This window comes from Altererythrobacter sp. B11 (genome assembly GCF_003569745.1).
Classification (GTDB): domain Bacteria; phylum Pseudomonadota; class Alphaproteobacteria; order Sphingomonadales; family Sphingomonadaceae; genus Croceibacterium_C.
The window spans coordinates 2,721,216-2,744,292 of sequence record NZ_AP018498.1; the positions used below are offsets into that span (position 1 = coordinate 2,721,216).

Consider the following 23,077-nt stretch of genomic DNA (forward strand, 5'->3'; position numbering starts at 1 on the left):
GCTTCGACGCGTTTGCTGGGGGAAGGAGCAAATCGATGGCCAAGGATCTGAAGGCAGGCGACGCCGTGCGGTGGAACAGCCACGGCGGCGAGGCGCATGGCAAGGTGGTGAAGAAGGTCACCAGCCCCACGAAGATCAAATCGCACAAGGTTGCGGCTTCCAGGGACAATCCCGAATTCATCGTCGAGACCGACGAAGGCAAGCGCGCCGCACACAAGCCGGGAGCGCTCCGTCGGGACTGACACGGCGCGGCCCGCGGATTTTCACGCCGATTTAACGCCCGCGCAGGCCATTCCCCGGCGATTTTTCACACTCTGAGGGCGCATGCAGGCTCCGACAAAGGAGCCTTGCATGATGTTCGACCTCGTCCTTGCCGGCCTCACCGCCGTGGGGCTGCTCGCCTATCTCACCTTCGTGCTGATCCGGCCGGAGCGTTTCTGATGGCCGGCGCTACCATGTTCGATCGTGCGCTGCTGCTGCCCGCGCTGCGCGATGCGGTGATCAAGCTCGATCCGCGCCGGCTGATCCGCAATCCGGTGATGTTCACCACTGCCGCCGTTGCGGCCGTGGCAACGGTGATCCTGCTGCGCAACCTGCTGGCTGGGGCCGATGACCCGCTGTTCCAGGCTCAGCTTGCCTTCTGGCTATGGCTGACCGTGCTGTTCGGCAATTTTGCCGAGGCGCTGGCGGAAGGGCGCGGCAAGGCGCAGGCGCGCTCGCTGCGCGCCACGAAGGACCAGCTGGTGGCGCGGCGCATCGGCCGCAACGGCGCGGCAGAGGAAATTCCCGCCACCCAATTGCGCCACGGCGACGTGGTGCTGGTCAGCCAGGGCCAGCAGATCCCCGCCGATGGCGAGGTTGTCGCCGGCGTGGCCTCTGTGAACGAGGCGGCGATAACCGGGGAAAGCGCGCCGGTGATCCGCGAGGCGGGCGGCGATCGCTCGGCAGTCACCGCGGGGACGACGGTGATTTCCGACGAGATCCGCGTCAAGGTCACGGCCGAGCCCGGCAGCGGCTTCCTCGATCGCATGATCGCGCTGGTCGAGGGTGCCAGCCGGCAGAAGACGCCGAACGAGATCGCGCTCACCATCCTGCTCACGGGCCTGACACTGATCTTCCTGGTCGCGGTGGGCACTCTGCCTGCCTTTGCCGCCTATGCCGGCGGGGCGATTTCGGTGCCGGTGCTGATCGCGCTGTTCGTGGCGCTGATCCCCACCACCATTTCCGGCCTACTCTCCGCCATCGGCATCGCCGGGATGGACCGGCTGATCCGCTTCAACGTGCTCGCCAAGTCCGGCCGCGCGGTCGAGGCGGCCGGCGACATCGGCACGCTGCTGCTGGACAAGACCGGCACCATCACCATCGGCGACCGGCAGGCGAGCGAGTTCGTGCCCCTGTCCGGCGTGCTGATGGCCGATCTGGTGGCGGCGGCGCGCCTTTCCAGCCTGTCCGATCCGACGCCCGAGGGTCGTTCGATCGTCGAACTGGCCGGCGCGGGGGAGCCCGTGCCGGGAGGCGCCGAGGTCGTACCCTTCTCCGCCCAAACCAGGGTCAGCGGGATCGACCTTTCGGGGAGGATCATCCGCAAGGGTGCGGTCGATGCGGTGCTGAAGCTCGGCGCCCACCCCGAGCCCGCTGTTGCCGAACTGCGCAAGGTCACCGATCGCATTGCGCATGCCGGCGGCACCCCGCTGGCGGTGGTGGAGAACGACCGGCTGCTGGGGGCGATCCACCTCAAGGATGTGGTCAAGGCCGGCATTCGCGAACGCTTCGTGGAACTGCGGCGCATGGGCATCCGCACGGTGATGATCACGGGTGACAACCCGCTGACCGCCGCCGCCATCGCCGCCGAAGCGGGAGTGGACGATTTCCTGGCCGAGGCGACGCCGGAACAGAAGCTGGACTACATCCGCAAGGAACAGGCCGAGGGCAAGCTGGTGGCCATGTGCGGCGACGGCACCAACGATGCCCCCGCCCTCGCCCAGTCCGACGTGGGCGTGGCGATGAACACGGGCACCCAGGCCGCGCGCGAGGCCTGCAACATGGTCGATCTCGACAGCGATCCGACCAAGCTGATCGAGGTGGTGGGGATCGGCAAGCAATTGCTGATGACGCGCGGCGCGCTCACCACCTTTTCCATTGCCAATGACGTGGCGAAATATTTCGCCATCCTGCCGGCGATCTTCGTCATGCTCTATCCGGCGCTGGGGGTGCTCAATGTCATGGGCCTTGCCAGCCCGTCGAGCGCGATCCTCTCGGCCATCATCTTCAACGCCGTGATCATTCCCCTGCTGGTGCCGCTGGCGCTGCGGGGCGTGAAATACCGGCCGATGCCGGCGGCGTCGCAGCTGCTGCGCAACCTCGGCATCTATGGCCTGGGCGGCGTGGCGGCCCCCTTCATCGGCATCAAGCTCATCGACATCGCCGTGGCCGGCCTCGGCCTCGCGTAAGCGGCGGAAGGATTTCCCATGTTCGCAGCACTTCTCACCATCACCCTGATCCTCGGCAGCACGGCGCTGCTCTCCTGGCCGCTCGGCCGCTACATGGCGGCGCTGTTTTCCGGCCGCTTCGCAGCCGCCGATCGCCTGTTCATCCGCGCCGCGGGCAGCGGCAGGGAGCAGGACTGGAAGCAGTATTCGCTGGCGCTGCTGGCGTTCAACACGGTGATGTTCGTGTTCGTCTTCGCGCTGCTCGCGCTGCAGCACGCGCTGCCGCTGAACCCTGACGGACAGGGGCCGGCCTCGCTCGATCTCGTGTTCAACACGGCGGCATCCTTCACCACCAACACCAATCTGCAGCACTATTCGGGCGAAAGCACCTGGAGCTATCTCGCCCAGCTCGGCGGGCTGATGTGGCTGCAATTCGTGTCCGCCGCCACCGGCATTGCCGCCTTGGCGGCGCTGGCGCGCGGCATCGCGGGCAAGGCCGGCATGGGCAATTTCTTCCTCGACCTGCTGCGCGCCGCCATCGGCGTGCTGCTCCCGCTCGCGATCGTGCTCGCCTGCTTCATCGCCCTGCGCGGCGTGCCGATGACCTTTGACGGCGCGGCGAATGTCACCACGCTGGAAGGCGCGGTGCAGACCATCGCGCGGGGCCCGGCGGCGGCCTTCGTGGCGATCAAGCAGCTGGGCACCAATGGCGGCGGCTTCTTCGGCCCCAATTCCACCCACCCGTTCGAGAACGCCGACTTCTGGGTCAATTGCGCGCAAATGATTGCGCTGATCCTGGTGCCGATGGCTTGCGTGTGGATGTTCGGGCGGATGATCGGGCGGATGCGGCATGCCGGCGTGGTGTTCGGCGTGATGGCCGCGCTGCTGCTGCTGAAGTTGACCGCGGCGATCGGTTTCGAAGCCGCGCCCACGCAGGCCTTCGCCGATCTTCCGGTGGCGCATGACGTGGGCAATCTGGAAGGCAAGGAACTGCGCCTCGGCGCCACCACCGGGCCGCTGTGGGCAGTGCTCACCACCTCCACCAGCAATGGCTCGGTGGGCGCGATGCATGACAGCCTCAACCCGCTCACCGGCCTCGTCCCCATGGCCGGCATGTGGCTCAACGAGACCTTCGGCGGCGTCGGCGTGGGGATGATCAACATGCTGCTCTACATCCTCGTGGCGGTGTTCATCGCCGGCATGATGGTGGGGCGGACGCCGGAATATCTCGGCCACCGGGTGGAGGGGCGGGAAATGCGCCTCGCCGTGCTGGCGCTCATCAGCCATCCGGTGCTGATCCTCGGCGGCACGGCGCTGTTCGCCGCCACCGCCTGGGGGCAGGAGACGCTGAACAATGTCGGCGCCCATGGCTTTTCGGAGATCCTCTACGAATTCAGCTCGGCCGCGGCCAACAACGGATCGGGCTTCGAAGGGCTGGGAGACAACACCGTGCCCTGGAACATCGCCACCGGGCTGGTGATGCTGGTCGGCCGTTTCCTGCCGATCATCATCCCGCTGGCCATCGTCGGATCGCTGATGGCCAAACGCCGCAGCGCCGAAAGCGCCGGCACGCTCAGCGTGGAAGGCGGCACCTTCGGGGTGATGCTGCTGATCACCGTGCTGATCTTCGGCGCGCTCACCTTCTTCCCCGCCGCCGCACTCGGCCCGATTGCCGAGCATGTGACGCTGATGCGCTGATCGCCAGCCCAGGAGCAGACATGATGACCTATCTTATCCCCTCGCTTCGCCTGTGGTTCGCCACCATGCTGGTGTGCGTCGCCCTCTACACGGCACTGATTTATGGCCTGGCGCAAGGCCTGGCCCCCTGGCGCGCCAATGGCTCGATCATCGAGGTCGATGGCCGCGCCGTGGGCAGCGAGTTGATCGCGCAGGATTTCACCTCGCCCGGCTACTTCTGGTCGCGCCCCTCCGCCGCCGATTACAACGGCATGGGCGCCGCCGGCAGCAACCTCTCCCCCACCAGCGAGGTGCTTCATGCCCGCGCGGCCGAGACGGTCGCCCGCTACGGCGCCACGCCCGCCAATCCCATCCCCGCCGATCTGGTGGCGGCATCGGGCGGAGGGCTCGATCCGCATATCTCGCTGGCGGGCGCGCTCTATCAAGCGGAGCGGATCGCCAAAGCGCGCGGCCTGCCGGTGGAGCAGGTCCGCCTGCTGGCGCGTGAGCACGCCTTCGCCCCCGGCGCCGCGCTAGCGCCGGAGCCGATCGTCAACGTGCTGCAGCTCAATCTGGCGCTCGATCGCCTGTCCCGGTAGGAAGCGCGCGGATGGACGACCGTCAGCCAGATCGCGATGCGGAGCGCTTCCTCAGGCTGGCGCAAAGCGAAGAGCGCGGCCGGCTGACGGTGTATCTCGGCGCCGCACCCGGCGTCGGCAAGACCTACCGCATGCTGCAGGAGGCCGCCCGCCGGCGGGCCGAGGGGGTGGACGTCGTGGTCGGCGTCGCCGAAACGCATGGCCGGGGGGAAACCGCCGCGCTGCTGGAGCCGCTCGAGACCCTGCCCCGCCGCGTAGTCGAGTATGGCGGCCACCGGCTGGAGGAGTTCGATATCGACGCCGCGCTGGAGCGGCGCCCGGACCTGATCCTGGTGGACGAGCTGGCCCACACCAATGTGCCGGGCAGCCGCCATCCCAAGCGCTGGCAGGACGTGGCCGAGCTGCTGGTGGCCGGGATCGACGTCGCCACCACGGTCAACATCCAGCACATCGAAAGCCTCAACGATGTGGTCGCCGGCTTCACCCATGTCCGGGTGCGCGAAACGGTGCCGGACAATATTCTCGACAAGGCCGAGCTGATCGTGGTGGACCTGCCGCCCGAAGCGCTGATCGAGCGGCTGCAGTCGGGCAAGGTCTATCTGCCGGAAACGGCCGGGCAGGCCATGGCCAATTTCTTCACTCCCACGAAGCTCGCCGCGCTGCGCGAACTGGCCCTGCGCTTCGCCGCGCGTAGCGTGGACCGGCGGCTGGCCGCGCAGCTGCTGACCAGTGGAGACGATGGCAGCTTCCTTGCGGGGGAGCGGCTGATGGTGGCGGTGAGCCCCGGCAAGGGCGGCGTGCAGGTGGTCCGCTACGCCAAGCGCGTGGCCGATCAGTTCCACGCACCCTGGACGGCGGTGGTGGTGGAAAGCGGCAGCGCACGGGCGGTCAGCGGCGCCCAGCGCGAACAGCTGGCCGACAATCTCGCCCTCGCTTCCGCCCTCGGCGCCTCGCTGATGACGATCGCCGCCGACGATGTGGGCAAGGCGCTGGCCGATCAGGCCCGGGCGCTGCGCGCCAGCCAGATCGTGATCGGCAAGAGCCGCCGCAGCCGCTGGTTCGAGCGGTGGCACGGCTCGATCGCGCAGGAAGTGATCCGCCGGGCGGAAGGTGCGGCCGTGCATGTCGTTCCGCTGGCCGAGGCGGACGAGAAACCGCAGCGTCCGCGCGATCCCTATTCCCAGCGCGACAATCTGCTCGCCTTCGTCATCGTGGCCGCCACGGTCGGCCTGCTCCACCTGCTGCGGCCCTGGCTCCCCTTCGGCGCGATCGACCTGCTGCTGCTGATCCCCGTGATCCTGTCCGCCACCCTGCTGCGGATGCGCGCCGGCCTGTGGTCGGTGCTGTGGGCGGCGCTGTCCTACAATTTCTTCTTCATTCCCCCGCTCCACACGCTGACCATCGACAATCCCCAGAATCTCGTAACCTTCGCCGTGCTGGCGCTGGTGGCGATTGTCGTCGGCGGCCTGGCCGGGCGCGTGCGGCGGCAGGCGGAAACCAGCGCCGGGGTTGCCCGCCTCAATGCCTCGCTGGCGCGTTTCGCCGGGCTGATGGGCAGCCTGTCGGGCAGCGAGGAGACGGCGCGGGTCGCCTGCCGCGAAATCGGCGGGCTGCTGGATGTGGAAGCGGTGATCGTGGCGCTGGAGGACGATCGTCTGGTGGTCCGCGGCAATGACAAATATCGCACGCTCGACGTGATCGACCAGACGGCGGCCCGCTGGGCGATCGAGCGCGGGGAAGCCACCGGCCGCGACACGGGCACGCTCAATGCGGCGGACTGGCAGTTCCACCCGCTGCGCACGGCGCTCGGCACCATGGGCGCGCTGGGTGTCGCCCGTCCGTCGCAACAACGCGTGATCCGGCCGGACGACGCCACGCTGCTCGCTTCGCTGGTGGACCAGACCGCCCTCGCGCATGAGCGGCTGGTGCTGGAGGCGCAGGCCCGGCAGGTCGGCACTTTGCGGGAACGGGACCGGCTGCGCGGCGCGCTGCTGGGCAGCGTGGCGCATGATCTGCGAACCCCGCTCACCTCCGTGATTGCCGCCACCGAGGCGATTCCCGCCGAAGGCCGCTTTGCCGAAGAGGTACGCATCGCGCGCGAGGAATCGCGCCGGCTGCAGCGCTTCCTCAACGATCTGCTGGAAGCCTCCCGCATAGAGGAAGGCGCGATCGAGCCGCGCTGGGAAAGCGTGGATCCCACCGATGTGCTGCCCTCCGTGCTGCGCGACCTTCGGCAGGACCGGCCCGGCGGGCGCGTGGTGGCGCGGATCGATTCCGATTGCCCGCTGCTCCGCACCGATCCGCTGCTGCTGCGCCATGTGCTGATCAACGTGATCGACAATGCGCTGAAATACTCGCCCCCGCCGGGGGAAGTGACGGTGGAACTGGCCTGCCGCGACGGGCAGGCGGTGTTCCGCGTGCTTGATCGGGGACCCGGCCTGCCGGCGCAAAGCGATGCGCTGTTCGAGCGGTTTCACCGGCTGGAAGGCAGCGACCGGGTGGGCGGCTCCGGCCTCGGCCTGTGGATCGCCAAGAACTTCACCGAAGCGCTGGGCGGCACGATCACCGCGGGCAATCGTTCGGGCGGCGGCGCGGCATTCGAAGTTGCCTTGCCGCTGGATGGCACCGGGGCAGGAAAGATGGACGATGCGTAAGGACGTGCTGATCGTGGATGACGAGCCGGCGATCCGCCGCCTGCTGACCGGGGCGCTCGATCGCACGGGGCTGAGCCATGCCGAAGCCGGCACGGCGGCCGAAGCGCTGCGGATCGGCGCAGTGGCGCAGGCGCCCTTCGTCGCCCTGCTCGATCTCGGCCTGCCCGATCGCGACGGGCTGGAAATCGTGCCGCAGCTCGCCGCCGCGGGCATCGCCGTGATCGTCCTGACCGCGCGCGACGCGACAGAGGAGAAAGTGGCCGCGCTGGACCTGGGCGCCGACGATTTCGTGACCAAGCCCTTCGACAGCGAGGAGCTGCTGGCGCGCGTCCGCTCCGCCATGCGGCGCAAGGCCGGGCCGATGGCCGCCGCCGACCGGCGCGAATTCGGCGAAGGCGAAATCGACCGCGCGGCGCATAGCGTGACCGTGCGGGGGGAGCGGGTGGAACTGACCCCGCGCGAATTCAACCTGCTGTGGACGCTGTGCGAGAACCCCGGACGGGTGATGACCCATGCCAGCCTGCTGGAGGCGGTGTGGGGGCCGGCACACCGCGAGGATCTCGATTACCTGCGCGTGGCGGTGCGATCGCTGCGCCGCAAGATCGAGCGCGATCCGGCCCAGCCCGTGCTGCTGCTGAACGAACCCGGCGTGGGCTATCGCCTCGGCACCGGGGCGGAGTGAAACAGGCGCTGGCGGCAAGCGCGGCGAAGCATTAGAAGGCCGTCTCACCACGGGCATCGGCCCGTGATCTGGAGCATCGACATGGGCAGTTTTTCTTCCGCTCACTGGATCGTCGTCATGGTTGTGGCGCTGCTGCTGTTCGGCCGCGGGCGCATTTCGGAAAGCATGGGTGATTTCGGCAAGGGCATCCGCGCCTTCCGCCAGGGCCTGTCCGACGAGGACGCGCCAGCCCCCACCCCCGCGTTAGCCGCGGTGGAGGCGAAGGAGCAGCCGGTGATCGTGGAAGCCGCGGGCGAGCCGCGCTGACGGATCAGGCACAGCCGGGCGTGGGCGGGTTCGCCCTCGCCATCGGCCCCGCAGGTCTGCGCGAAGCCGCACCCGGCCAGCCCGACTTCGCCCGGCGCGGCGAATTCGCGTGGGAGCATTTCGAGCTGCCCGACGGGCAGGAGCCGCCGCTGGCGGAGCGGGAGGACATTCCCGACATCGTCCACAGCGCGCTGGTGGCCACCGAGACCCGGCCGCGCTGCGACCAGATCGGCGACGGCGCCCTGCTCAACCTGCGCGGCCCGGCGACCGATCAGGCAGCAGGCGGGGACCGGCTCGTCTCCATCCGCATCTGGGTGCGCCACCGGCGCGTCGTTTCGGTCAGCCGCCGACCGCTCGCCGCCACGCGAGCCGTGGCCGATTGCATGCGCAAGGGGGAGCTGGCCGACCCGGGCGACCTCGTGGCCTCCTTCGCGCACAATATCAGCACCGAGCTCGATCCGCAGATCGCGCGGCTGGGCGACTATATCGACGATTGCGAGACGGAGTTGCAGGGCGCGGCGATCTATCGCCTGCGCCGCCGCATTGCCCAGAGCCGGGCCGACGCCATCGCCTTCCGCCGCTTCATCGCCCCCGATCGCGATGCGCTGATCACGCTGGCCGGCCTGCGGGTCGAGTGGCTGGCGGATGAGGATCGGCTGCATATCCGCGAGGCGGCCGATCGCTTCGCCCGCATGGCGGAAGAACTGGAGGCGATCCGCGAACGCTCCGCCCTGATGCATGAACAGCTCACCGATTTGCGGGCGGAGCTGATCGACCAGCGGAGCCTTTCCATCGCCGTGGTCGCCTTCGTCTTCCTGCCGCTCACCTTCGTCACCGGCCTGCTGGGGATGAATGTGGAGGGGATACCCTATGCCCATGCCCCCTGGGCCTTCTGGGGCGTGGTGGGCTTCTGCATCCTCATCGGCCTGGTCGTGCTGGTGTGGTTCGTCGCGCGGCACTGGCTGCGCGACTGAAACAGCCATCCCCACGGGTCGACACCCACCCCCCGCCCGGCCTATGCCGAGCGCCATTGTCCATGCCTGAGGAGCCCCGTCCATGATCCGCCCCAGGCGCAGCCGTTTCCGCCATGCGACCCCCGCCTTGCGCGCCGCCGGCGCGCTGGCGGCGCTTGCCGCGCCGGCCCTCGCTCACGCGGGCGAAGCAGCCGCCCCGCTGATCGGCGCTGTGCGCCCGGGGAGCGAGGACGGCGTGCTGGCGGTGGAACTGATCCTGCTCAACAGCGAGGGACAGGCGCGGGCGGTGGAGGTGCCGGCGCGGCTGCCGGTGACGCTCACCCTGGGCGGGGAGCGGCGCAGCCTTACGCTCGAATGCTCGCCTGATGCAGCCGCTCCGCAGGTGGAGGCCGGCGGCTTTGCCCGGCGCGAATGCCTGCTGCGCCTGCCCGAAGGGGTCAGCGCGCAGGATTCCGCGCTGCTCTCGCTCGGGGGCGATCTCGCGGGGTCGAGCTATGCCTTCGCCCTCCCCGCCGCTCCGGCCGCGCCCGCACCTGCGCAAATGGCCGGCGGCGCGGAGGAGCCCCCCGCCCTCGCCGCCGCACCCGCGCCTGCGGCCAAGCCGGATGACGGCAACGCCTTCCTCGGCAATCTCTCGGCCTATTCGCCGATCTATGCCGTCTATGGCCCCGGCACCAATAGCGACGGGCGCATCCAGATCAGCTTCAAATACCAGCTGTTCGGCGATGCCGGCGATGTGGGCGGCAATGCGCCGATCATCAACGGGCTGCATTTCGCCTATACGCAGCGATTGCTGTGGGATCTCGGCGCCGAATCCTCCCCCTTCCGCAATGTCGATTACATGCCGGAGATCTTCTATCTCCAGCCGGCGGTGGAGGTGGCGCCGCGGCTGGCGCTGGGCGGGCAGATCGGCTTCCGCCACGAATCCAACGGCCGCGATGGCGCGGCGTCACGCAGCGCCAACACCATCTATGTCCAGCCCATCGCCACGATGAAATCGGGCGATCTGTCCATTTCGCTGGCGCCGCGGCTGTTCTTCTATGTGGGGGATCGGGAGGACAATCCCGACATCCGCCGCTATCGCGGCAACACCGGGCTGTTCGCGGAAATCGGGCGGGACGAGGGCTTCCGCCTCACCGCCAACAGCCGGTTCAACTTCTCCACCGGCAAGGGCTCCGTGGATGCGGAGCTATCCTATCCGCTGGACCGGATCGTGGATACGCCGCTCAACCTCTATCTCTTCGGCCAGGCCTTTGCCGGCTATGGCGAGAACCTGCTGGACTATAACCGGCAGCAGACGCGGCTGCGCTTCGGCTTCGCCATCGTCCGCTAGGCGTCAGGCGCTGCGCGCGGCCGTGGAAGCGCGCAGCGCCTCCATCAGCAAGGTGGGTGAACAGGGCTTGGCGCAGATCGTCGCCTGCGGATAACGTTCGCGCAGGGTCTCGTCGCTGGCATGGCCGGAATGGAAGATGATCGGCACGCCCGCCGAATAGAGCCGATCGGCCGCAGGGAATACCTGCCCGTCCGCCAGCCGCACGTCCAGCACCGCGCCGGCCAGTTCCTGCACCCCGATCTCCTCGATCAAGCGCAGCACATCCCTCAGCGTGGCACACGGCCCGTGAACACGATATCCTTCATTTTCAATTGTTTCCCGCAGGTCAAGCGCAATGAAAAGCTCGTCTTCAACCAGCAGCACCTGCTCCGTCATGCACCATGTCCTGATGCTGCCGACCCGGCGGAGCGGAGCGCCATCGCCCCCGCGCCAATGTTACACGCCACTAACCTGATCCTCCGTCCGCGTCGCGACCGATACACCCCTCGCGTCGCCATAACGGCACGAACGGCATTTTGATCCCGGGCGCGAGGCGAAAGGTTTTCGAGGGGCGCATGAACAGGCGGACCGGACCGGGCAGAGCCCCTTTGTCAAAATCAACCAGTTCATGCGCCGGATGGAACCGAAGCAGTGCTGGCGCGTATGCCGGCAATTGCTATGAGGAGGGTGCGCCGGCCCCACACCAGCCCTTCCCCGGGTGCCGCGCTTCGGAGAGAGATCAAGCACTTGGCCCTGCCGGACGAATATTGGTTCCTGAAGGGCGGCGGCAATCTTGCGCGCCGGATCGCCGCGCACGACTGGGCCTCCACCGCGCTCGGCCCGATCGAGGAATGGCCCGAAAGCCTCAAGCGCGTGATCGCGCTGATGTTGCCCAGCCCCGTCCCCATGGTCCTGCTGTGGGGGCCGGACGGGGTGATGATCTACAATGATGCCTATTCTCCCATTGCCGGCGGGCGCGACAGCCAGTTGCTGGGTTCGCGCGTGCTGGAAGGCTGGGGCGAGGTCGCGGAATTCAACGCCAATATCATGCGCGTAGCCATGGCGGGCGGGACGCTGAGCTATCGCGATCACGAACTCACGCTGTATCGCCACGGACAGGCGGAGCAGGTGTGGATGGACCTCGACTATTCCCCTGTGCGCGGCGCGGACGGAGAGCCGGTAGGCGTGCTCGCCGTCGTGGTCGAGACGACCGAGGCGCATCATGCGCGCACCGCGCTGGAGGACAGCGAGCGCCGGCTGCGTTTCCTGGATGCGCTGGGCCGCGCCATGGCCGACAGCCGGGACGCCGAGGCCGTGCTGGCGATCGCCACGCGGATGACCGCGGATCATCTCGGCGCCAGCAATTGCGCCTATGCCGATATGGACCCGGATCAGGATGGCTTCACCATCCGCGGCAACTGGCATGCAGAGGATGTACCCTCCATCCTCGGCCATTACAGTCTCGCCGACTTCGGCGAACGCGCCGTGCGCGATCTGCACGCCGGCCGCCCGCTGGTGATCCGCGACAACCGGGCGGAGCTGGAACCGCAAGCGGCGCAGAGCTTCCGCGATATCGGGATCGGTGCAACCATCTGCATGCCGCTGCTCACGCAGGGGCGCCTCTCCGCGCTGATGGCAGTCCACGATCGGGATGCTCGCGACTGGAACGACTATGATCTCGCCGTTATGCGCGAAGTGGCGGAGCGATCCTGGGCGCATATCCAGCGCGTGGGCGCGGAAGGCACGCTGCGCGCCAGCGAGGCGCATCACCGCCAGATCCTGGACAGCGCGATCGACTATGGCATCGTCGCCACCGATCTGAACGGCTGCGTCACCCTGTGGAATCGCGGCGCCACCGAAATGCTGGGCTGGGACGAGGACGAGATGATCGGCCAGCCGATGGACGTCTTCTTCACGGAAGAAGATCGCGCAGCCGGGCGGCCGGCCGAAAAGCGGCGCGAAACGCTGGCGCACGGGCGCTCTCACGATGCCCGCCGGCACCTGCGCAAGTCCGGCGAACGGTTCTGGGGTCTCAGCGAAATGGTGCCGCTGCGCGGCGAAGGCGGCCAGCCCATCGGCTTCGTCAAGCTGATCCGCGACCGCACGGCGGAATATGAGGCGGAGCAGGCTCTGCGGCGCAGCGAGGAGCGGCTGCGGCGGGCGCAGGCCGCCGGCGGCGTCGGCCTGTTCTCCGTCGATATCGCCACCAATATCATCAGCACCACCCCCGAATTCTGCCGCATCTTCGGCCTGGGGCCCACAGAGGAGATTGCCGCCGCCGAAGTCGAACAGCTGGTGCTGCCGGAAGATCGCCAGGTCGTCTCCACGCTGAAGGGCCGCCGCTCGGGCGAGGGGCTGCTGGATGTGGAATATCGCATCCGCCGCCCCGATACGGGGGAGGTGCGCATCATCGCGCGCAAGGGCGAGTTCGAACGCGACGAGAATGGCCGGCCGGTGCGCATGGTTGGCGTGGTGCAGGATGCCACCGAGCGACGGCGCATCCAGACGGCGCTGGAAGTCAGCGAGGCGCAGTTCAGCGCCCTCGCCCAGAACATGCCGAACCAGGTGTGGACCGCCAGCGCCGATGGGACGCTCGACTGGTTTAACGACCAGATATACAGCTACACCGGAGTGGCGCGGGGCACGCTCGATGGCGATCGGTGGACCCGCTTCATCCATCCAGAGGATTTCGATGCCGCGGCGGAACGGTGGGCAGCCGCAGTGCGATCGGGCGCGGTGTACGAGACGGAGCTCCGCCTGCGGGACGAACGGGGCGATTATCGTTGGTTCCTCGCCCGCGCACTGCCGCTGACCGATCATCAGGGCAGGATCACCGCCTGGGTCGGCACCAATACGGAAATCGACGCTCAGAAGCGGGCGGAGGAAGCCAGCGCGCAGGATCGCGACCGTCTGTGGTCGATCAGCCAGGACCTGATGCTGGTGTGCGACTTCTCCGGCGTCATCACCGCAGTGAACCCGTCCGGCCAGCGCCTGCTGGGCTGGTCCGAAGAGGAGATGGTCGGCACCCCGCTGACGCAATATCTCCACCCCGACGATCAGGAAGCGACTGCGGCGGAGCTTTCCAGCCTTGGCGCCGGCTCCACCACTTTCGCCTTCGAAAACCGCTATCGCACCAAGGACGATGATTACCGCCTGCTCGCCTGGACGGCGGTGCCCGATGGCGGCCGCATCCATGCGGTTGGCCGCGACGTGACCGAGCAGCGTGAGGTGGAGGAAGCGCTGCGGCAGAGCCACAAGATGGAAGCCGTGGGCCAGCTGACCGGCGGCATCGCGCATGATTTCAACAATTTGCTGCAGGGGATCACCGGCAGCTTGGACATCCTCGGCAATCGGCTGGCGCAAGGTCGCACGGACGACGTGCAGCGCTGGCTCACCGGCGCCAAGAATTCTGCCGAGCGGGCCGCCGCCCTCACCCACCGCCTGCTGGCCTTCTCGCGCCGCCAGCCGCTCGATCCCCGCCCGGTCCGCGCCAATCCGCTCGTCAGTTCGATGGAGGATCTGCTGCGCCGCACGCTGGGCGAACAGGTGGATCTGGAACTGGTGCTGGCGGGCGGGCTGTGGCTGACGCGCTGCGATCCCAACCAGCTGGAAAGCGCGATCCTCAATCTGGCGATCAACGCCCGCGATGCCATGCCCGAAGGCGGCAAGCTGACGATCGAGACCTGCAACGCACATCTCGACAATCACTATGCCGCCCTGCAGCGCGACGTGAAGCCGGGGCAATATGTCTGCATCTGCGTGACGGACACAGGCACCGGCATGGACAAGGAGACGATAGCCCGCGCGTTCGAGCCGTTCTTCACCACCAAGCCGATCGGCCAGGGCACCGGCCTCGGCCTGTCGATGATCTATGGCTTCACCCGCCAATCCGAAGGCTATGCGCGGATCTATTCCGAGCCGGGCGAAGGCACCACGATCAAGCTCTATCTTCCCCGCCATCGCGGGGAAGAACGGGCGGAGGAACCGGCCGGCGAACTGGCCGAAGCACCCAAGGCCGATGACGGGGAAGTGGTGGTGGTAGTGGAAGACGAGCCGGTGGTGCGCGGCCTTATCGTCGATGTGCTGAACGAACTCGGCTATCAGGCGATCGAGGCGCAGGACGGGCGCGAGGGGCTGGAGGTGCTGCGCTCCGACCGCCGGATCGACCTCCTCGTAACCGACATCGGCTTGCCGGGCCTCAACGGGCGGGAAGTCGCCGCCGGGGGGCGCGAGGTGCGGCCCGGACTGAAGGTGCTGTTCATGACCGGCTATGCCGAAAACGCCGCCCTCGCCTCGGGATTCCTCGAGCCGGGCATGGCCATGATCACCAAGCCATTCGCAATGGACATGCTCGCCAGCCGCATCCGTGAAATCCTTACCGGATAAGCGCCGGATTGCGGTAGGTTATCGACAAGGCGACCGTTTTTCTGCATGCAGGGCCGGGGCAATCAGGCGCATTCGCGGGGCCGCCGGAGAGGACGAGGACCAGCTGCAAACATCACCGCGCTTCGCCGGGCTCTCGGTCCTCATCGTGGAGGATGAACCCTTCATTGCAATGCTGATCGAAGACATGTGCCGCGATCTCGGCTGTGAGATCCGGGGCCCGTGCTCATCCCTCGGCGCCGCGCTGGAGGCAGCGGCCCGGGGCGATTTCGATGTGGCGCTGGTGGACATGAACCTCGCCGGAGAGCGGGCGGACCCGCTGATCGCCGAACTCGCCAACAGATCCGTCCCCCATGCCGTGATCAGCGGCGGCGACGGCAATGGCCGCGGCCATCTGCTCAGCAAGCCCTTTTCCTTCGACGGCCTGACGGCGATGCTGGCGACCCTCCGCTCGGAACTCCCGGGGCGGCAGGGCGGCTGATCGCCGGACGGCATGCCCATACTCTTGCACAAGCGCTGCGGTCGCTTTGTACGGCGGATGCACCGGCAGTGCCTGCCGGAACGGCTATTTACCCGTAATACACTGTGAATACAGGATAATTACAGCAAAGGAGGGCGCAAAGCATGAAGCGGCTCGTTGCAGCGCGAATCCGTGCTGCCTTCCGCGATCCGGCCGGCGCCCAGCCCCCGGTCCAGCGCCGGCCCGACGGCCTCTTCGGCCCCTCCTCCACCATCTGGCGCGTCCACGGCGATGTCGCCTCGATGATGGTCGGCGGGCTCAGTGCATTGCTGTTGCAGATGCTCCACCCCGCGGTTCTGGCCGGCGTATGGGACCATTCCACCTTCCGCAACGACATGCGTGGCCGGCTGAGCCGCACGGCGCGCTTCATCGCACTGACCACCTACGGCAGCCGGGAGGAGGCGGAGACGGCGATCGAGCGGGTGCGCACCATCCACCGGCACGTGCACGGCACGCTGCCCGACGGCACGCCCTATCGCGCGGACGACCCGGCCCTCCTCGCCTGGGTACATGCCACCGAGGCGGCTTCCTTCCTCGGCGCCTGGATCCGCTATGTCCAACCGGGCATGCGCGGGGTCGAGCAGGACCGCTATCTGACTGAAATCGCCCGCATCGCGCGCAGTCTGGGTGCCGATCCGGTGCCCGCCACCCGCGCGGAACTGAGCGCCTATATCGCCGCCACGCGCCCCCGGCTACGGGCGGACGAGCGCACAGCGGAGGTCGCCCGGCTGATCCTGCACCAGCCGGCCGAGCCGCTCGACGCCGTCCCGCTCCATCTCATCCGCCACGCCGCAGTGGACCTGCTGCCGCCATGGGCGCGGCAGATGCACGGCCTCACAGCCGGCGCCCTTCCCCGCCCGCTGCTGCGTGCAGGCACCTTCGCCCTCGCCCGCACCACCCGCTGGGCGCTTCGCTAGCCGCGATGCGGCTTCAACAAGCCGCCGGAAGCGCTTAAGAACGCGCTCCGTTTTGCCAATTTGCCGAGGGCCGCCATTATCGCCACGCAGCACCACAACGAAGCCGCCACGCCTTCGGATGCGGAGCTGATGCAGTATTTCCTGCGCAAGCCCGGCTTCCTGCTGGCCCGCGTGGACCAGATCTGCACGGCGATCTTCGGCGGGTTGTCGGGCACGGCCACGCTCAGCCAGGCGGAGTTCCTGCTGCTGCTCGACCGGCTGGGGCCGATGATCCAGATCGCCCTAGCCGGCGCAGCGGGCGTGGACAAATCGACCACCGCCTACATCCTCGACAATCTGCAGGCGCGCGGCTGGGTCGAGCGGACCGTGCGCAAGGAGGACCGCCGCTCTTCGCTGGTCTCGCTCACTCCCGCCGGGCAGGCGGTGGTGCCGCAGGTGCAGGAGGATTTCGCCGAACTTCAGCGGCAGCTCGGCGCCCCCTTCACCGCGCCGGAACGGGCGCGGCTGATCGCCAGTCTCCAGAGCCTGGGGCAAAACCCCGGACGCGGCGTGCCCGTCTGGCGACGGGCATGCGATCCTGGCTCCGGCGTGCTGGACGGCGCGATCAGCTTCCTCACCCGGCGCGCGCTGCAATTGCTGCATGCCGAGTTTCTGGAGGCGACGCGCGGCACACGGCTGACGCTGCGGCAGTTCTCCCTGCTCTTCATCCTGAGCCGGCGCGAATCCATCACCCAGAGCGCGTTTGCCCGGCTGTTCGGGCTCGATCCGGCGACCTGCGCCGTCATCATGCGCGGCCCGGCGCAGCGGGGCCTGATCGCCAGCGCACGCTGCCCCAGCGACGGCCGGGCCCGCCTGTTCCGCCTCACCGAAGCCGGCAGCGCCTTGCTCGCCAGCATGCACCCGTTGGTCGACGAAACCGAGGAAGCGGTATTCCGCGATCTGTCCGCGGCTGAGCGCCAGAAGACCGTTCGGCAGTTGCAGCAGATCGTGAAGGCGCACAGCGCCCTGCTAAGATTTCCCGCGTCCGGCGGCGAAGGCTGAGCTCCTCCGGGCCCCGCCCCGCCGGGGCCGCTTGACACCCACTGCCGGCGATTTACAACGACATCGGACAATCGCTCCGGCCCCTGGCCGAGAGTCGGGCAGCGGAGAGGACGATGACAGAGGCCGAACAGCGCAGCGTGGCCGTGCGCAACCCGCGCACGGGAGCGGTCGATTTCCACCTGCCGGTGGCCTCCCACGCGCAAGTGGCGGAAAAGGCGGCGCGTCTCCGCAAGAACCAGCCCGCCTGGGCCGCACTCCCCCTGCAGCAGCGGATCGGCGTGATGCAGCGCTGGCTGGGCGAAGTGGCCAAGCGCGCCAACGATATCTCGGCTGCCGACGCGGTCGATACTGGGGGCTGCCACACCTCCTATGTCCAGGGCTTCATCACCATGGGCAATATCGGCGGCTGGATCGAGGATGCCGAGGCCGCGCTGGAGAAGGCCGCCTACCACGGCCCCTCCCGCGCCATGCCCAGCGTGGAGGTGCGCACGCAATTCGTGCCTTACCCGCTGGTGAGCGTGATCGGCCCGTGGAACGCACCGATGATGCTGGTGCTGCTGGATGCCATTCCCGCGCTGTTTGCCGGCTGCGCGGTGCTGATCAAGCCATCCGAAGTCACCCCCCGCTGGGTGGCCCCGCTATTCGAAACCGTGGCGCAGGTGCCCGAACTGGCCGCCGTGTTCGAGTTCGTGCACGGCGACGGCACCACCGGCAAGGCCATGATCGAGGAAGCCGATCTCGTCTGCTTCACCGGCAGCGTGCCCACCGGCCGCAAGATCGCCGTGCAATGTGCCGAGCGGCTGATCCCCTGCTATCTCGAACTGGGCGGCAAGGATCCGGTGATCGTCACCGAAACGGCGGATCTGGAACGGGCCACCACCGCCGTGCTGCGCGGCGCGGTGCACGCCAACGGCATGGTCTGCTTCTCGGTGGAGCGGATCTATGTGGCAGAGGCCATTCACGACGCGTTTGTGAAGCTGCTGGCCGAGAAAGCCGAAAAGGTACGCCTCAATTGCGACGATCCCCGCGCGGGCCATCTCCATCCCTTCACCTTTGCACCGCAGGCCAAGATCGTGGCGCAGCAACTGGCGGAGGCGGTGGATAAGGGGGCCAGCGTGCTAACGGGCGGCAGGGTGGAGGAGATCGGCGGCGGGCTCTACATGCGGCCAACGATCGTGACCGGCGTCGACCACACCATGGCGCTGATGCGCGATGAAACTTTCGGCCCGATCCTGCCGGTAATGCCCTTCGCCAGCGTGGAAGAGGCGATTGCCCTGGCTAATGATACCGAATTCGGCCTCACGGCCAATGTGATCGCCGGCAGCGAGGAAGAAGCGCTGGCCATTGGCGAGCGGCTCAATGCCGGCTCCGTCTTCATGCAGGATACCTTCCTCACCTTTGCCAAGAACCGCACCGTGGGCAGCAACAGCTTCGGCGTGTCCGGCGTGGGCGGCGGCGCGCGCACCGGGCCGGAAGCGATCCTGCGATACGTGCGGCGCAAGGCTCTGCTGACCCAGCACGGCGAACCTGCCGACATCCAGAACGATCATCACCTGGGCAAGCCTGCGGGCGCATGAACCAGATGCAGCGACCCGCTTGAAAGAGGGAGAAAGACACATGGCCTGGCAACTGACCGCACTCGACCGGCTCGAAATCCAGGAGCTCTATTCCCGTTACGCCTGGGGCATCGATCTGGCGGACGAGGCCATGGCGCTTTCCACCTTCACTCAGGACGCGGGATTCGATCATTTGTGGCAGGGCCGCGTGGAAGGGCACGAGGCGATCCGCGAGAACCTCCACTCGCTGTGGAACGACCGCCAGCACTGGTGGTATGGCCGGCAGCACCTGATGAACCATTTCATCATGGAACCGCGCGAGGAAGATGGCGAAGTGGACGTCCGCTGCTTCTTCCAGATCTTGCAGTTCCAGACCGACTACAACACCAATTTCGTATTCGGCATCGGCACGCGGGTGGACCACGTCACGCGCAAGGAAGGGCCCTGGCGGTTCCAGTCCTTGCATGTGAACGCCTGGACCGCGGCCGATCAGGTGCCTTGGAAGGGCGAGTTCCTGATGAGGGAAAAGCCGCGGCACACGCCGCCGCCGGTGCGGGGCTGAAGCGGTGCGGATCACCGCCGCCATCAGCCGCGCGGAAACTCCGGCGCCGCAGCTGGAAGAGGTGGAGCTGGAAGCACCCCGGCCCGGGGAGATGCGCATCCGCATTACCGCCGTGGGCATCTGCCACACCGATCTTCATGCGCATGAAGGCCGCCTCGCCCCGCTGCCGATCGCGCTGGGCCATGAAGGGGCCGGCGTGGTCGAGGAACTGGGCGATGGCGTGCGCGGCTTCGCGCCGGGCGATCACGTGCTGCTCAGCGGCACCTCCTGCGGCACCTGCCCCAACTGCCTGAACAACCTGCCCAGCTATTGTGACCTCGCCATGCCGATGACCTTCGGCGGGAAGCGGCTGGATGGGTCCACCGCACTGTGCGCCGATGGCGGACCGCTGCATTCGCATTTCTTCGGACAGTCATCCTTCGCCACGCACGCCATCGTGCCGGAACGAACGGCGGTTAAGGTGGACAGGGATCTGCCGCTCGCCACCCTCGCCCCCCTGGGGTGCGGTGTGATCACCGGCGCGGGTTCGGTGATCGAGGCGCTGAAGGTCGACTATGGCCACAGCATCGCCGTATTCGGCACGGGAGCGGTGGGACTCTCCGCCATCATGGCCGCGCGGCTGGTGGGCGCGCAGCGCATCGTGGCCGTCGATCTCAAGCCGGATCGGCTGGAACTGGCGCAGGAGCTGGGCGCGACCCACGTCTTCCAGGCGGATCAGGGCGATCTCGCCGCCGCGATCCGGGGCGTCACCGGCCGCGGCGTGGATTTCACGCTCAACACCACGGTCGCGCCGGCGGTTCACAGTCTCGCCCTGGAATGCCTTGCGATGCGTGGGACGGCCGGCTTCGTAGCGGCGCCGCGCGGCGAATGGGCGCCGGCGATGTTCCCCATGCTGGCCGGCGGCCGCCAGCTGCGCGGCATCCTCGGCGGCGATGCGGCACCGCGCCTGTTCCTGCCCCGGCTGATCGAATACTGGCGCCAGGGCCGCTTCCCCTTCGATCGCCTGATCAGAACCTATCGCTTTGCCGAGATCGCACGGGCCTTCCACGATCTGGAGGAAGGCGCAGTGATCAAGCCCGTGCTGGTGCTGGACGAAGGAGAGGCGGCATGAGCCCGGAGCTGCGCGAGCGCATAGAGGCCCTCGGCCTCGATCTCTCCCCACCCATGATGCAGGCGACGCAGGCGATCTTTGCCGAGAGCTTCCGCGGCATGGATGCGGTCACGCAGATCGAGCGCGACCTTGCCTATGGCCCTGACGAACGGCACCGGCTGGACCTGTTCCGCCGCGCCGACACGGCCAACGCCCCGGTGCTGGTCTATGTCCATGGCGGCGGCTTCGTCATGGGCAACAAGCGATCGCCGGACCTGCCGTTCTACGACAATGTCGGCGATTTCGCCGCCCGCTCCGGAATGATCGGCGTCACGGTGAACTATCGCCTCGCGCCGCAGCACCCGTGGCCCGCCGGTCCGGAGGATATGGGCCGGCTGGTTGCCTGGCTGCAGGTGAATATCGCGGAGCATGGCGGGGACCCTGCCCGCATCTTCCTGATGGGCCAGTCCGCCGGCGCCGTGCATGTCGCGAGCTATGTCGCCCATCCGCGATTCCATCCGGGCGGAAGCGCAGGCCTTGCAGGCGCCTTGCTGATCTCCTGCATCTACGATGTAGCGGCGGCGCAGCCCAACCCGTTCCACATCGCCTATTATGGGGAGGATGCAGGTGCCTATCCCGCCTGCTCCACCCTGGAAGGGCTGATCGACACGCAGGTGCCGCTGCTCGCCACGGTTTCGGAATTTGACGTGGTGGATTTCCAGAAACAGGCCGCCGCCTTCGTTACCGCCCACGCTGCCCGGCGCGACCGCTATCCCCGGCTGCTGTGGCTCGCCGGCCATAACCATCTGTCGCCAGCGCTGGAGATCGGATCGCCCGACAGCGCGCTGGAGCCCGCGATCACCCAGTTCATCGCCCACGCGACCTCCTGAGGAGAATGCCCATGGAACCGCTCCGCTTCCCCGATAACCCGCTCTTCCGGGGCTGGGGCTCCCCGATGCGAACCGAAAGCACCATCGAGGGGCTCGAGATCACCCAGGGCGAAATTCCCGCCGGGCTGGAGGGCACGCTCTACCGCAACGGGGCGGACTGGCAGTATCCCTCCGGTCGGGATGACGACATCTTCATCGACGGCGAAGGCATGTATCACATGTTCCGCTTCGAGGACGGGCAGGTCAGCTATCGCTCCCGCTGGGTGCGGACGGAGCGGTACGAGCTGCAGAAAAGCGCCCGCCGCGCGCTCTTCGGCCGCTATCGCAACCGCTACACCAATGCGCCGGAAGCGCGCGAGGCCAACATGGGCACGGCCAACACCACCGCCATGTTCCATGCCGGCCATCTCTATGCGCTGAAGGAAGACGATCTCCCCTATGAGATCGACCCCGATACGCTGGAGACCATCGGCCGCACGGACATGAACGGCCAGATCACCGCGCAATGCTTCACCGCGCATCCCAAGGTCGATCCGATCACCAACGAGCTGCTCGCCTTCTCCTACCAGGCCAAGGGCGACGGCACGAAGGATGTGGTGTTCTACCTCTTCGATGCCGAGGGGCGGAAGATCAACGAGGTATGGTTCGAAATGCCCTATGCGGCCTGCGTCCACGACTTCGCCGTGACGGACGAGTGGATCGTCTTCCCCTTCTTCCCGCTGATCACCGACATGGACCATGTGAAGGCCGGCGGCACCTACTTCCAGTGGAACCCCGACCAGCAGACCCATATTGCGCTGGTGCCGCGCTATGGCGATGCCAAGGACATCCGCTGGTTCACCGGCCCGACCGCCAGCGCCGGCCACATGATGAATGCGGTGCGCGAAGGCACGAAGGTGCATCTCGATGTCTGCTATTACGAGGGGAACTGCTTCCCCTTCTTCAAGACGCCGCAGGGGGAGACCACCAAGCCGGTGCCGCCTTTCCTCACCCGGCTGACGATGGACCTTGCCCGCAACGACGGCGCGATCGAGAAGCAGCGCCTGCTGGACGTGAGTTGCGAAATGCCCCGCACGGACGATCGTTATCAGGGCCGCCCCTACCGCCAGGGCTACGTTATCGTCTATCGCGCGGCGGACGGATCGAGCTCCACCGGCCGCTTCGACCTCGCGACGGGCGAGCTCGACACCTGGTCCCCCGGCCCCGGTGACACGGTGCAGGAATGCCAGTTCGTGCCCCGCACGCCCGATGCTGCGGAAGGCGACGGCTGGCTGCTGGTGCCGGTGGCCCGCGTATCCGAAGGACGCAGCGACCTGGTGATTCTCGACGCGCGGGATCTCGCCGCAGGGCCCGTGGCGACGATCAAGCTGCCGGTGCGCGTGCGCTCAACCTTCCACGGCACCTGGGTGCCGCGCGAAACGATGGAGAGCGGCAAGTATCCCTACGCACTTCAAGCCGCCTGACTGGCTGCAACGCAGCGCCATC

Annotated in this window: 20 protein-coding genes; 19 read left to right on the forward strand and 1 reads right to left on the reverse strand. The window is 67.7% G+C overall.

Features of this window, described 5'->3' with window-relative positions; translation table 11 throughout:
- The first annotated feature begins 35 nt into the window (after positions 1–35).
- The 10 genes from AEB_RS12940 (at position 36) to AEB_RS12985 (ending at position 10,654) form a co-directional block, all read left to right on the forward strand.
- On the forward strand, positions 36–242 hold the full coding sequence (locus tag AEB_RS12940; protein ID WP_119083524.1) for a DUF2945 domain-containing protein: 207 nt from the start codon (positions 36–38) through the stop codon (positions 240–242).
- Between the two features lie 109 nt (positions 243–351).
- Positions 352–441 (forward strand): K(+)-transporting ATPase subunit F, encoded by a 90-nt coding sequence (gene kdpF / locus AEB_RS12945; protein ID WP_119083525.1) that lies wholly within the window; start codon positions 352–354, stop codon positions 439–441.
- A complete protein-coding gene (kdpB, locus tag AEB_RS12950) occupies positions 441–2,450 on the forward strand; it encodes a potassium-transporting ATPase subunit KdpB (RefSeq protein ID WP_119083526.1) in 2,010 nt (669 codons plus the stop codon). Before kdpF ends, kdpB begins: the two co-directional genes overlap by 1 nt.
- Positions 2,451–2,468: 18 nt before the next feature.
- Complete coding sequence (gene kdpA / locus AEB_RS12955) at positions 2,469–4,127, forward strand: potassium-transporting ATPase subunit KdpA (RefSeq protein ID WP_119083527.1); 1,659 nt, start codon at positions 2,469–2,471, stop codon at positions 4,125–4,127.
- A 20-nt stretch (positions 4,128–4,147) separates the two neighbouring features.
- Positions 4,148–4,705 carry a potassium-transporting ATPase subunit KdpC gene (gene kdpC, locus AEB_RS12960; RefSeq protein ID WP_119083528.1) on the forward strand — a complete coding sequence of 186 codons (558 nt, stop codon included), beginning with the start codon at positions 4,148–4,150 and terminating at the stop codon, positions 4,703–4,705.
- A gap of 11 nt (positions 4,706–4,716) precedes the next feature.
- Positions 4,717–7,359, forward strand: a complete 2,643-nt coding sequence (locus tag AEB_RS12965) for a sensor histidine kinase (RefSeq protein WP_119083529.1) — start codon at positions 4,717–4,719, stop codon at positions 7,357–7,359.
- Positions 7,352–8,041: a response regulator gene (locus tag AEB_RS12970; protein ID WP_119083530.1), complete on the forward strand. Its 690-nt coding sequence runs from the start codon at positions 7,352–7,354 to the stop codon at positions 8,039–8,041. The genes AEB_RS12965 and AEB_RS12970 overlap by 8 nt, the downstream gene beginning before the upstream one ends.
- 81 nt (positions 8,042–8,122) lie before the next feature.
- Complete coding sequence (locus AEB_RS12975) at positions 8,123–8,347, forward strand: twin-arginine translocase TatA/TatE family subunit (protein ID WP_119083531.1); 225 nt, start codon at positions 8,123–8,125, stop codon at positions 8,345–8,347.
- A gap of 20 nt (positions 8,348–8,367) precedes the next feature.
- Positions 8,368–9,321, forward strand: coding sequence for a CorA family divalent cation transporter (locus AEB_RS12980; RefSeq protein WP_119083532.1), 954 nt, complete (start codon positions 8,368–8,370; stop codon positions 9,319–9,321).
- Positions 9,322–9,403: 82 nt separating this feature from the next.
- Entirely contained in the window at positions 9,404–10,654 is a 1,251-nt protein-coding gene (locus tag AEB_RS12985) for a phospholipase A (RefSeq protein WP_197714433.1), read from the forward strand.
- 3 nt (positions 10,655–10,657) lie between these two features.
- On the opposite strand, the gene AEB_RS12990 is transcribed toward AEB_RS12985, so the two are convergent.
- Complete coding sequence (locus tag AEB_RS12990) at positions 10,658–11,029, reverse strand: response regulator (RefSeq protein WP_119083533.1); 372 nt, start codon at positions 11,027–11,029, stop codon at positions 10,658–10,660.
- A gap of 351 nt (positions 11,030–11,380) precedes the next feature.
- On the opposite strand from AEB_RS12990, the gene AEB_RS12995 reads away from it, so the two are divergent.
- The 9 genes from AEB_RS12995 (at position 11,381) to AEB_RS13035 (ending at position 23,055) form a co-directional block, all read left to right on the forward strand.
- Entirely contained in the window at positions 11,381–15,019 is a 3,639-nt protein-coding gene (locus AEB_RS12995; protein WP_231958707.1) for a PAS domain S-box protein, read from the forward strand.
- 169 nt (positions 15,020–15,188) lie between these two features.
- Complete coding sequence (locus AEB_RS13000) at positions 15,189–15,497, forward strand: response regulator (RefSeq protein ID WP_119083535.1); 309 nt, start codon at positions 15,189–15,191, stop codon at positions 15,495–15,497.
- Between the two features lie 143 nt (positions 15,498–15,640).
- Positions 15,641–16,453: an oxygenase MpaB family protein gene (locus tag AEB_RS13005; RefSeq protein WP_119083536.1), complete on the forward strand. Its 813-nt coding sequence runs from the start codon at positions 15,641–15,643 to the stop codon at positions 16,451–16,453.
- A gap of 60 nt (positions 16,454–16,513) precedes the next feature.
- Positions 16,514–17,494, forward strand: a complete 981-nt coding sequence (locus AEB_RS13010; RefSeq protein WP_119083537.1) for a MarR family winged helix-turn-helix transcriptional regulator — start codon at positions 16,514–16,516, stop codon at positions 17,492–17,494.
- A 113-nt stretch (positions 17,495–17,607) separates the two neighbouring features.
- Complete coding sequence (locus AEB_RS13015; RefSeq protein WP_119083538.1) at positions 17,608–19,071, forward strand: aldehyde dehydrogenase family protein; 1,464 nt, start codon at positions 17,608–17,610, stop codon at positions 19,069–19,071.
- A 40-nt stretch (positions 19,072–19,111) separates the two neighbouring features.
- On the forward strand, positions 19,112–19,612 hold the full coding sequence (locus tag AEB_RS13020; protein WP_119083539.1) for a nuclear transport factor 2 family protein: 501 nt from the start codon (positions 19,112–19,114) through the stop codon (positions 19,610–19,612).
- A 4-nt stretch (positions 19,613–19,616) separates the two neighbouring features.
- On the forward strand, positions 19,617–20,723 hold the full coding sequence (locus AEB_RS13025) for an NAD(P)-dependent alcohol dehydrogenase (protein WP_119083540.1): 1,107 nt from the start codon (positions 19,617–19,619) through the stop codon (positions 20,721–20,723).
- Entirely contained in the window at positions 20,720–21,592 is an 873-nt protein-coding gene (locus tag AEB_RS13030; RefSeq protein ID WP_119083541.1) for an alpha/beta hydrolase, read from the forward strand. The genes AEB_RS13025 and AEB_RS13030 overlap by 4 nt, the downstream gene beginning before the upstream one ends.
- Before the next feature lie 11 nt (positions 21,593–21,603).
- Complete coding sequence (locus AEB_RS13035) at positions 21,604–23,055, forward strand: carotenoid oxygenase family protein (RefSeq protein ID WP_172593095.1); 1,452 nt, start codon at positions 21,604–21,606, stop codon at positions 23,053–23,055.
- Positions 23,056–23,077 lie beyond the last annotated feature (22 nt).

Bases quoted from the DNA above. Each gene is read 5' to 3' on its own strand.
- kdpA (WP_119083527.1), top strand. From the start codon at position 2,469: ATGTTCGCAGCACTTCTCACCATCACCCTGATCCTCGGCAGCACGGCG.
- AEB_RS13035 (WP_172593095.1), top strand. From the start codon at position 21,604: ATGGAACCGCTCCGCTTCCCCGATAACCCGCTCTTCCGGGGCTGGGGC.
- AEB_RS13015 (WP_119083538.1), top strand. From the start codon at position 17,608: ATGACAGAGGCCGAACAGCGCAGCGTGGCCGTGCGCAACCCGCGCACG.
- AEB_RS12970 (WP_119083530.1), top strand. From the start codon at position 7,352: ATGCGTAAGGACGTGCTGATCGTGGATGACGAGCCGGCGATCCGCCGC.
- kdpB (WP_119083526.1), top strand. From the start codon at position 441: ATGGCCGGCGCTACCATGTTCGATCGTGCGCTGCTGCTGCCCGCGCTG.
- AEB_RS12965 (WP_119083529.1), top strand. From the start codon at position 4,717: ATGGACGACCGTCAGCCAGATCGCGATGCGGAGCGCTTCCTCAGGCTG.
- AEB_RS12985 (WP_197714433.1), top strand. From the start codon at position 9,404: ATGATCCGCCCCAGGCGCAGCCGTTTCCGCCATGCGACCCCCGCCTTG.
- AEB_RS12990 (WP_119083533.1), bottom strand. From the start codon at position 11,029: ATGACGGAGCAGGTGCTGCTGGTTGAAGACGAGCTTTTCATTGCGCTT.
- AEB_RS13005 (WP_119083536.1), top strand. From the start codon at position 15,641: ATGAAGCGGCTCGTTGCAGCGCGAATCCGTGCTGCCTTCCGCGATCCG.
- kdpF (WP_119083525.1), top strand. From the start codon at position 352: ATGATGTTCGACCTCGTCCTTGCCGGCCTCACCGCCGTGGGGCTGCTC.
- AEB_RS13030 (WP_119083541.1), top strand. From the start codon at position 20,720: ATGAGCCCGGAGCTGCGCGAGCGCATAGAGGCCCTCGGCCTCGATCTC.
- AEB_RS12975 (WP_119083531.1), top strand. From the start codon at position 8,123: ATGGGCAGTTTTTCTTCCGCTCACTGGATCGTCGTCATGGTTGTGGCG.
- AEB_RS13000 (WP_119083535.1), top strand. From the start codon at position 15,189: ATGCTGATCGAAGACATGTGCCGCGATCTCGGCTGTGAGATCCGGGGC.
- kdpC (WP_119083528.1), top strand. From the start codon at position 4,148: ATGATGACCTATCTTATCCCCTCGCTTCGCCTGTGGTTCGCCACCATG.
- AEB_RS12940 (WP_119083524.1), top strand. From the start codon at position 36: ATGGCCAAGGATCTGAAGGCAGGCGACGCCGTGCGGTGGAACAGCCAC.
- AEB_RS13020 (WP_119083539.1), top strand. From the start codon at position 19,112: ATGGCCTGGCAACTGACCGCACTCGACCGGCTCGAAATCCAGGAGCTC.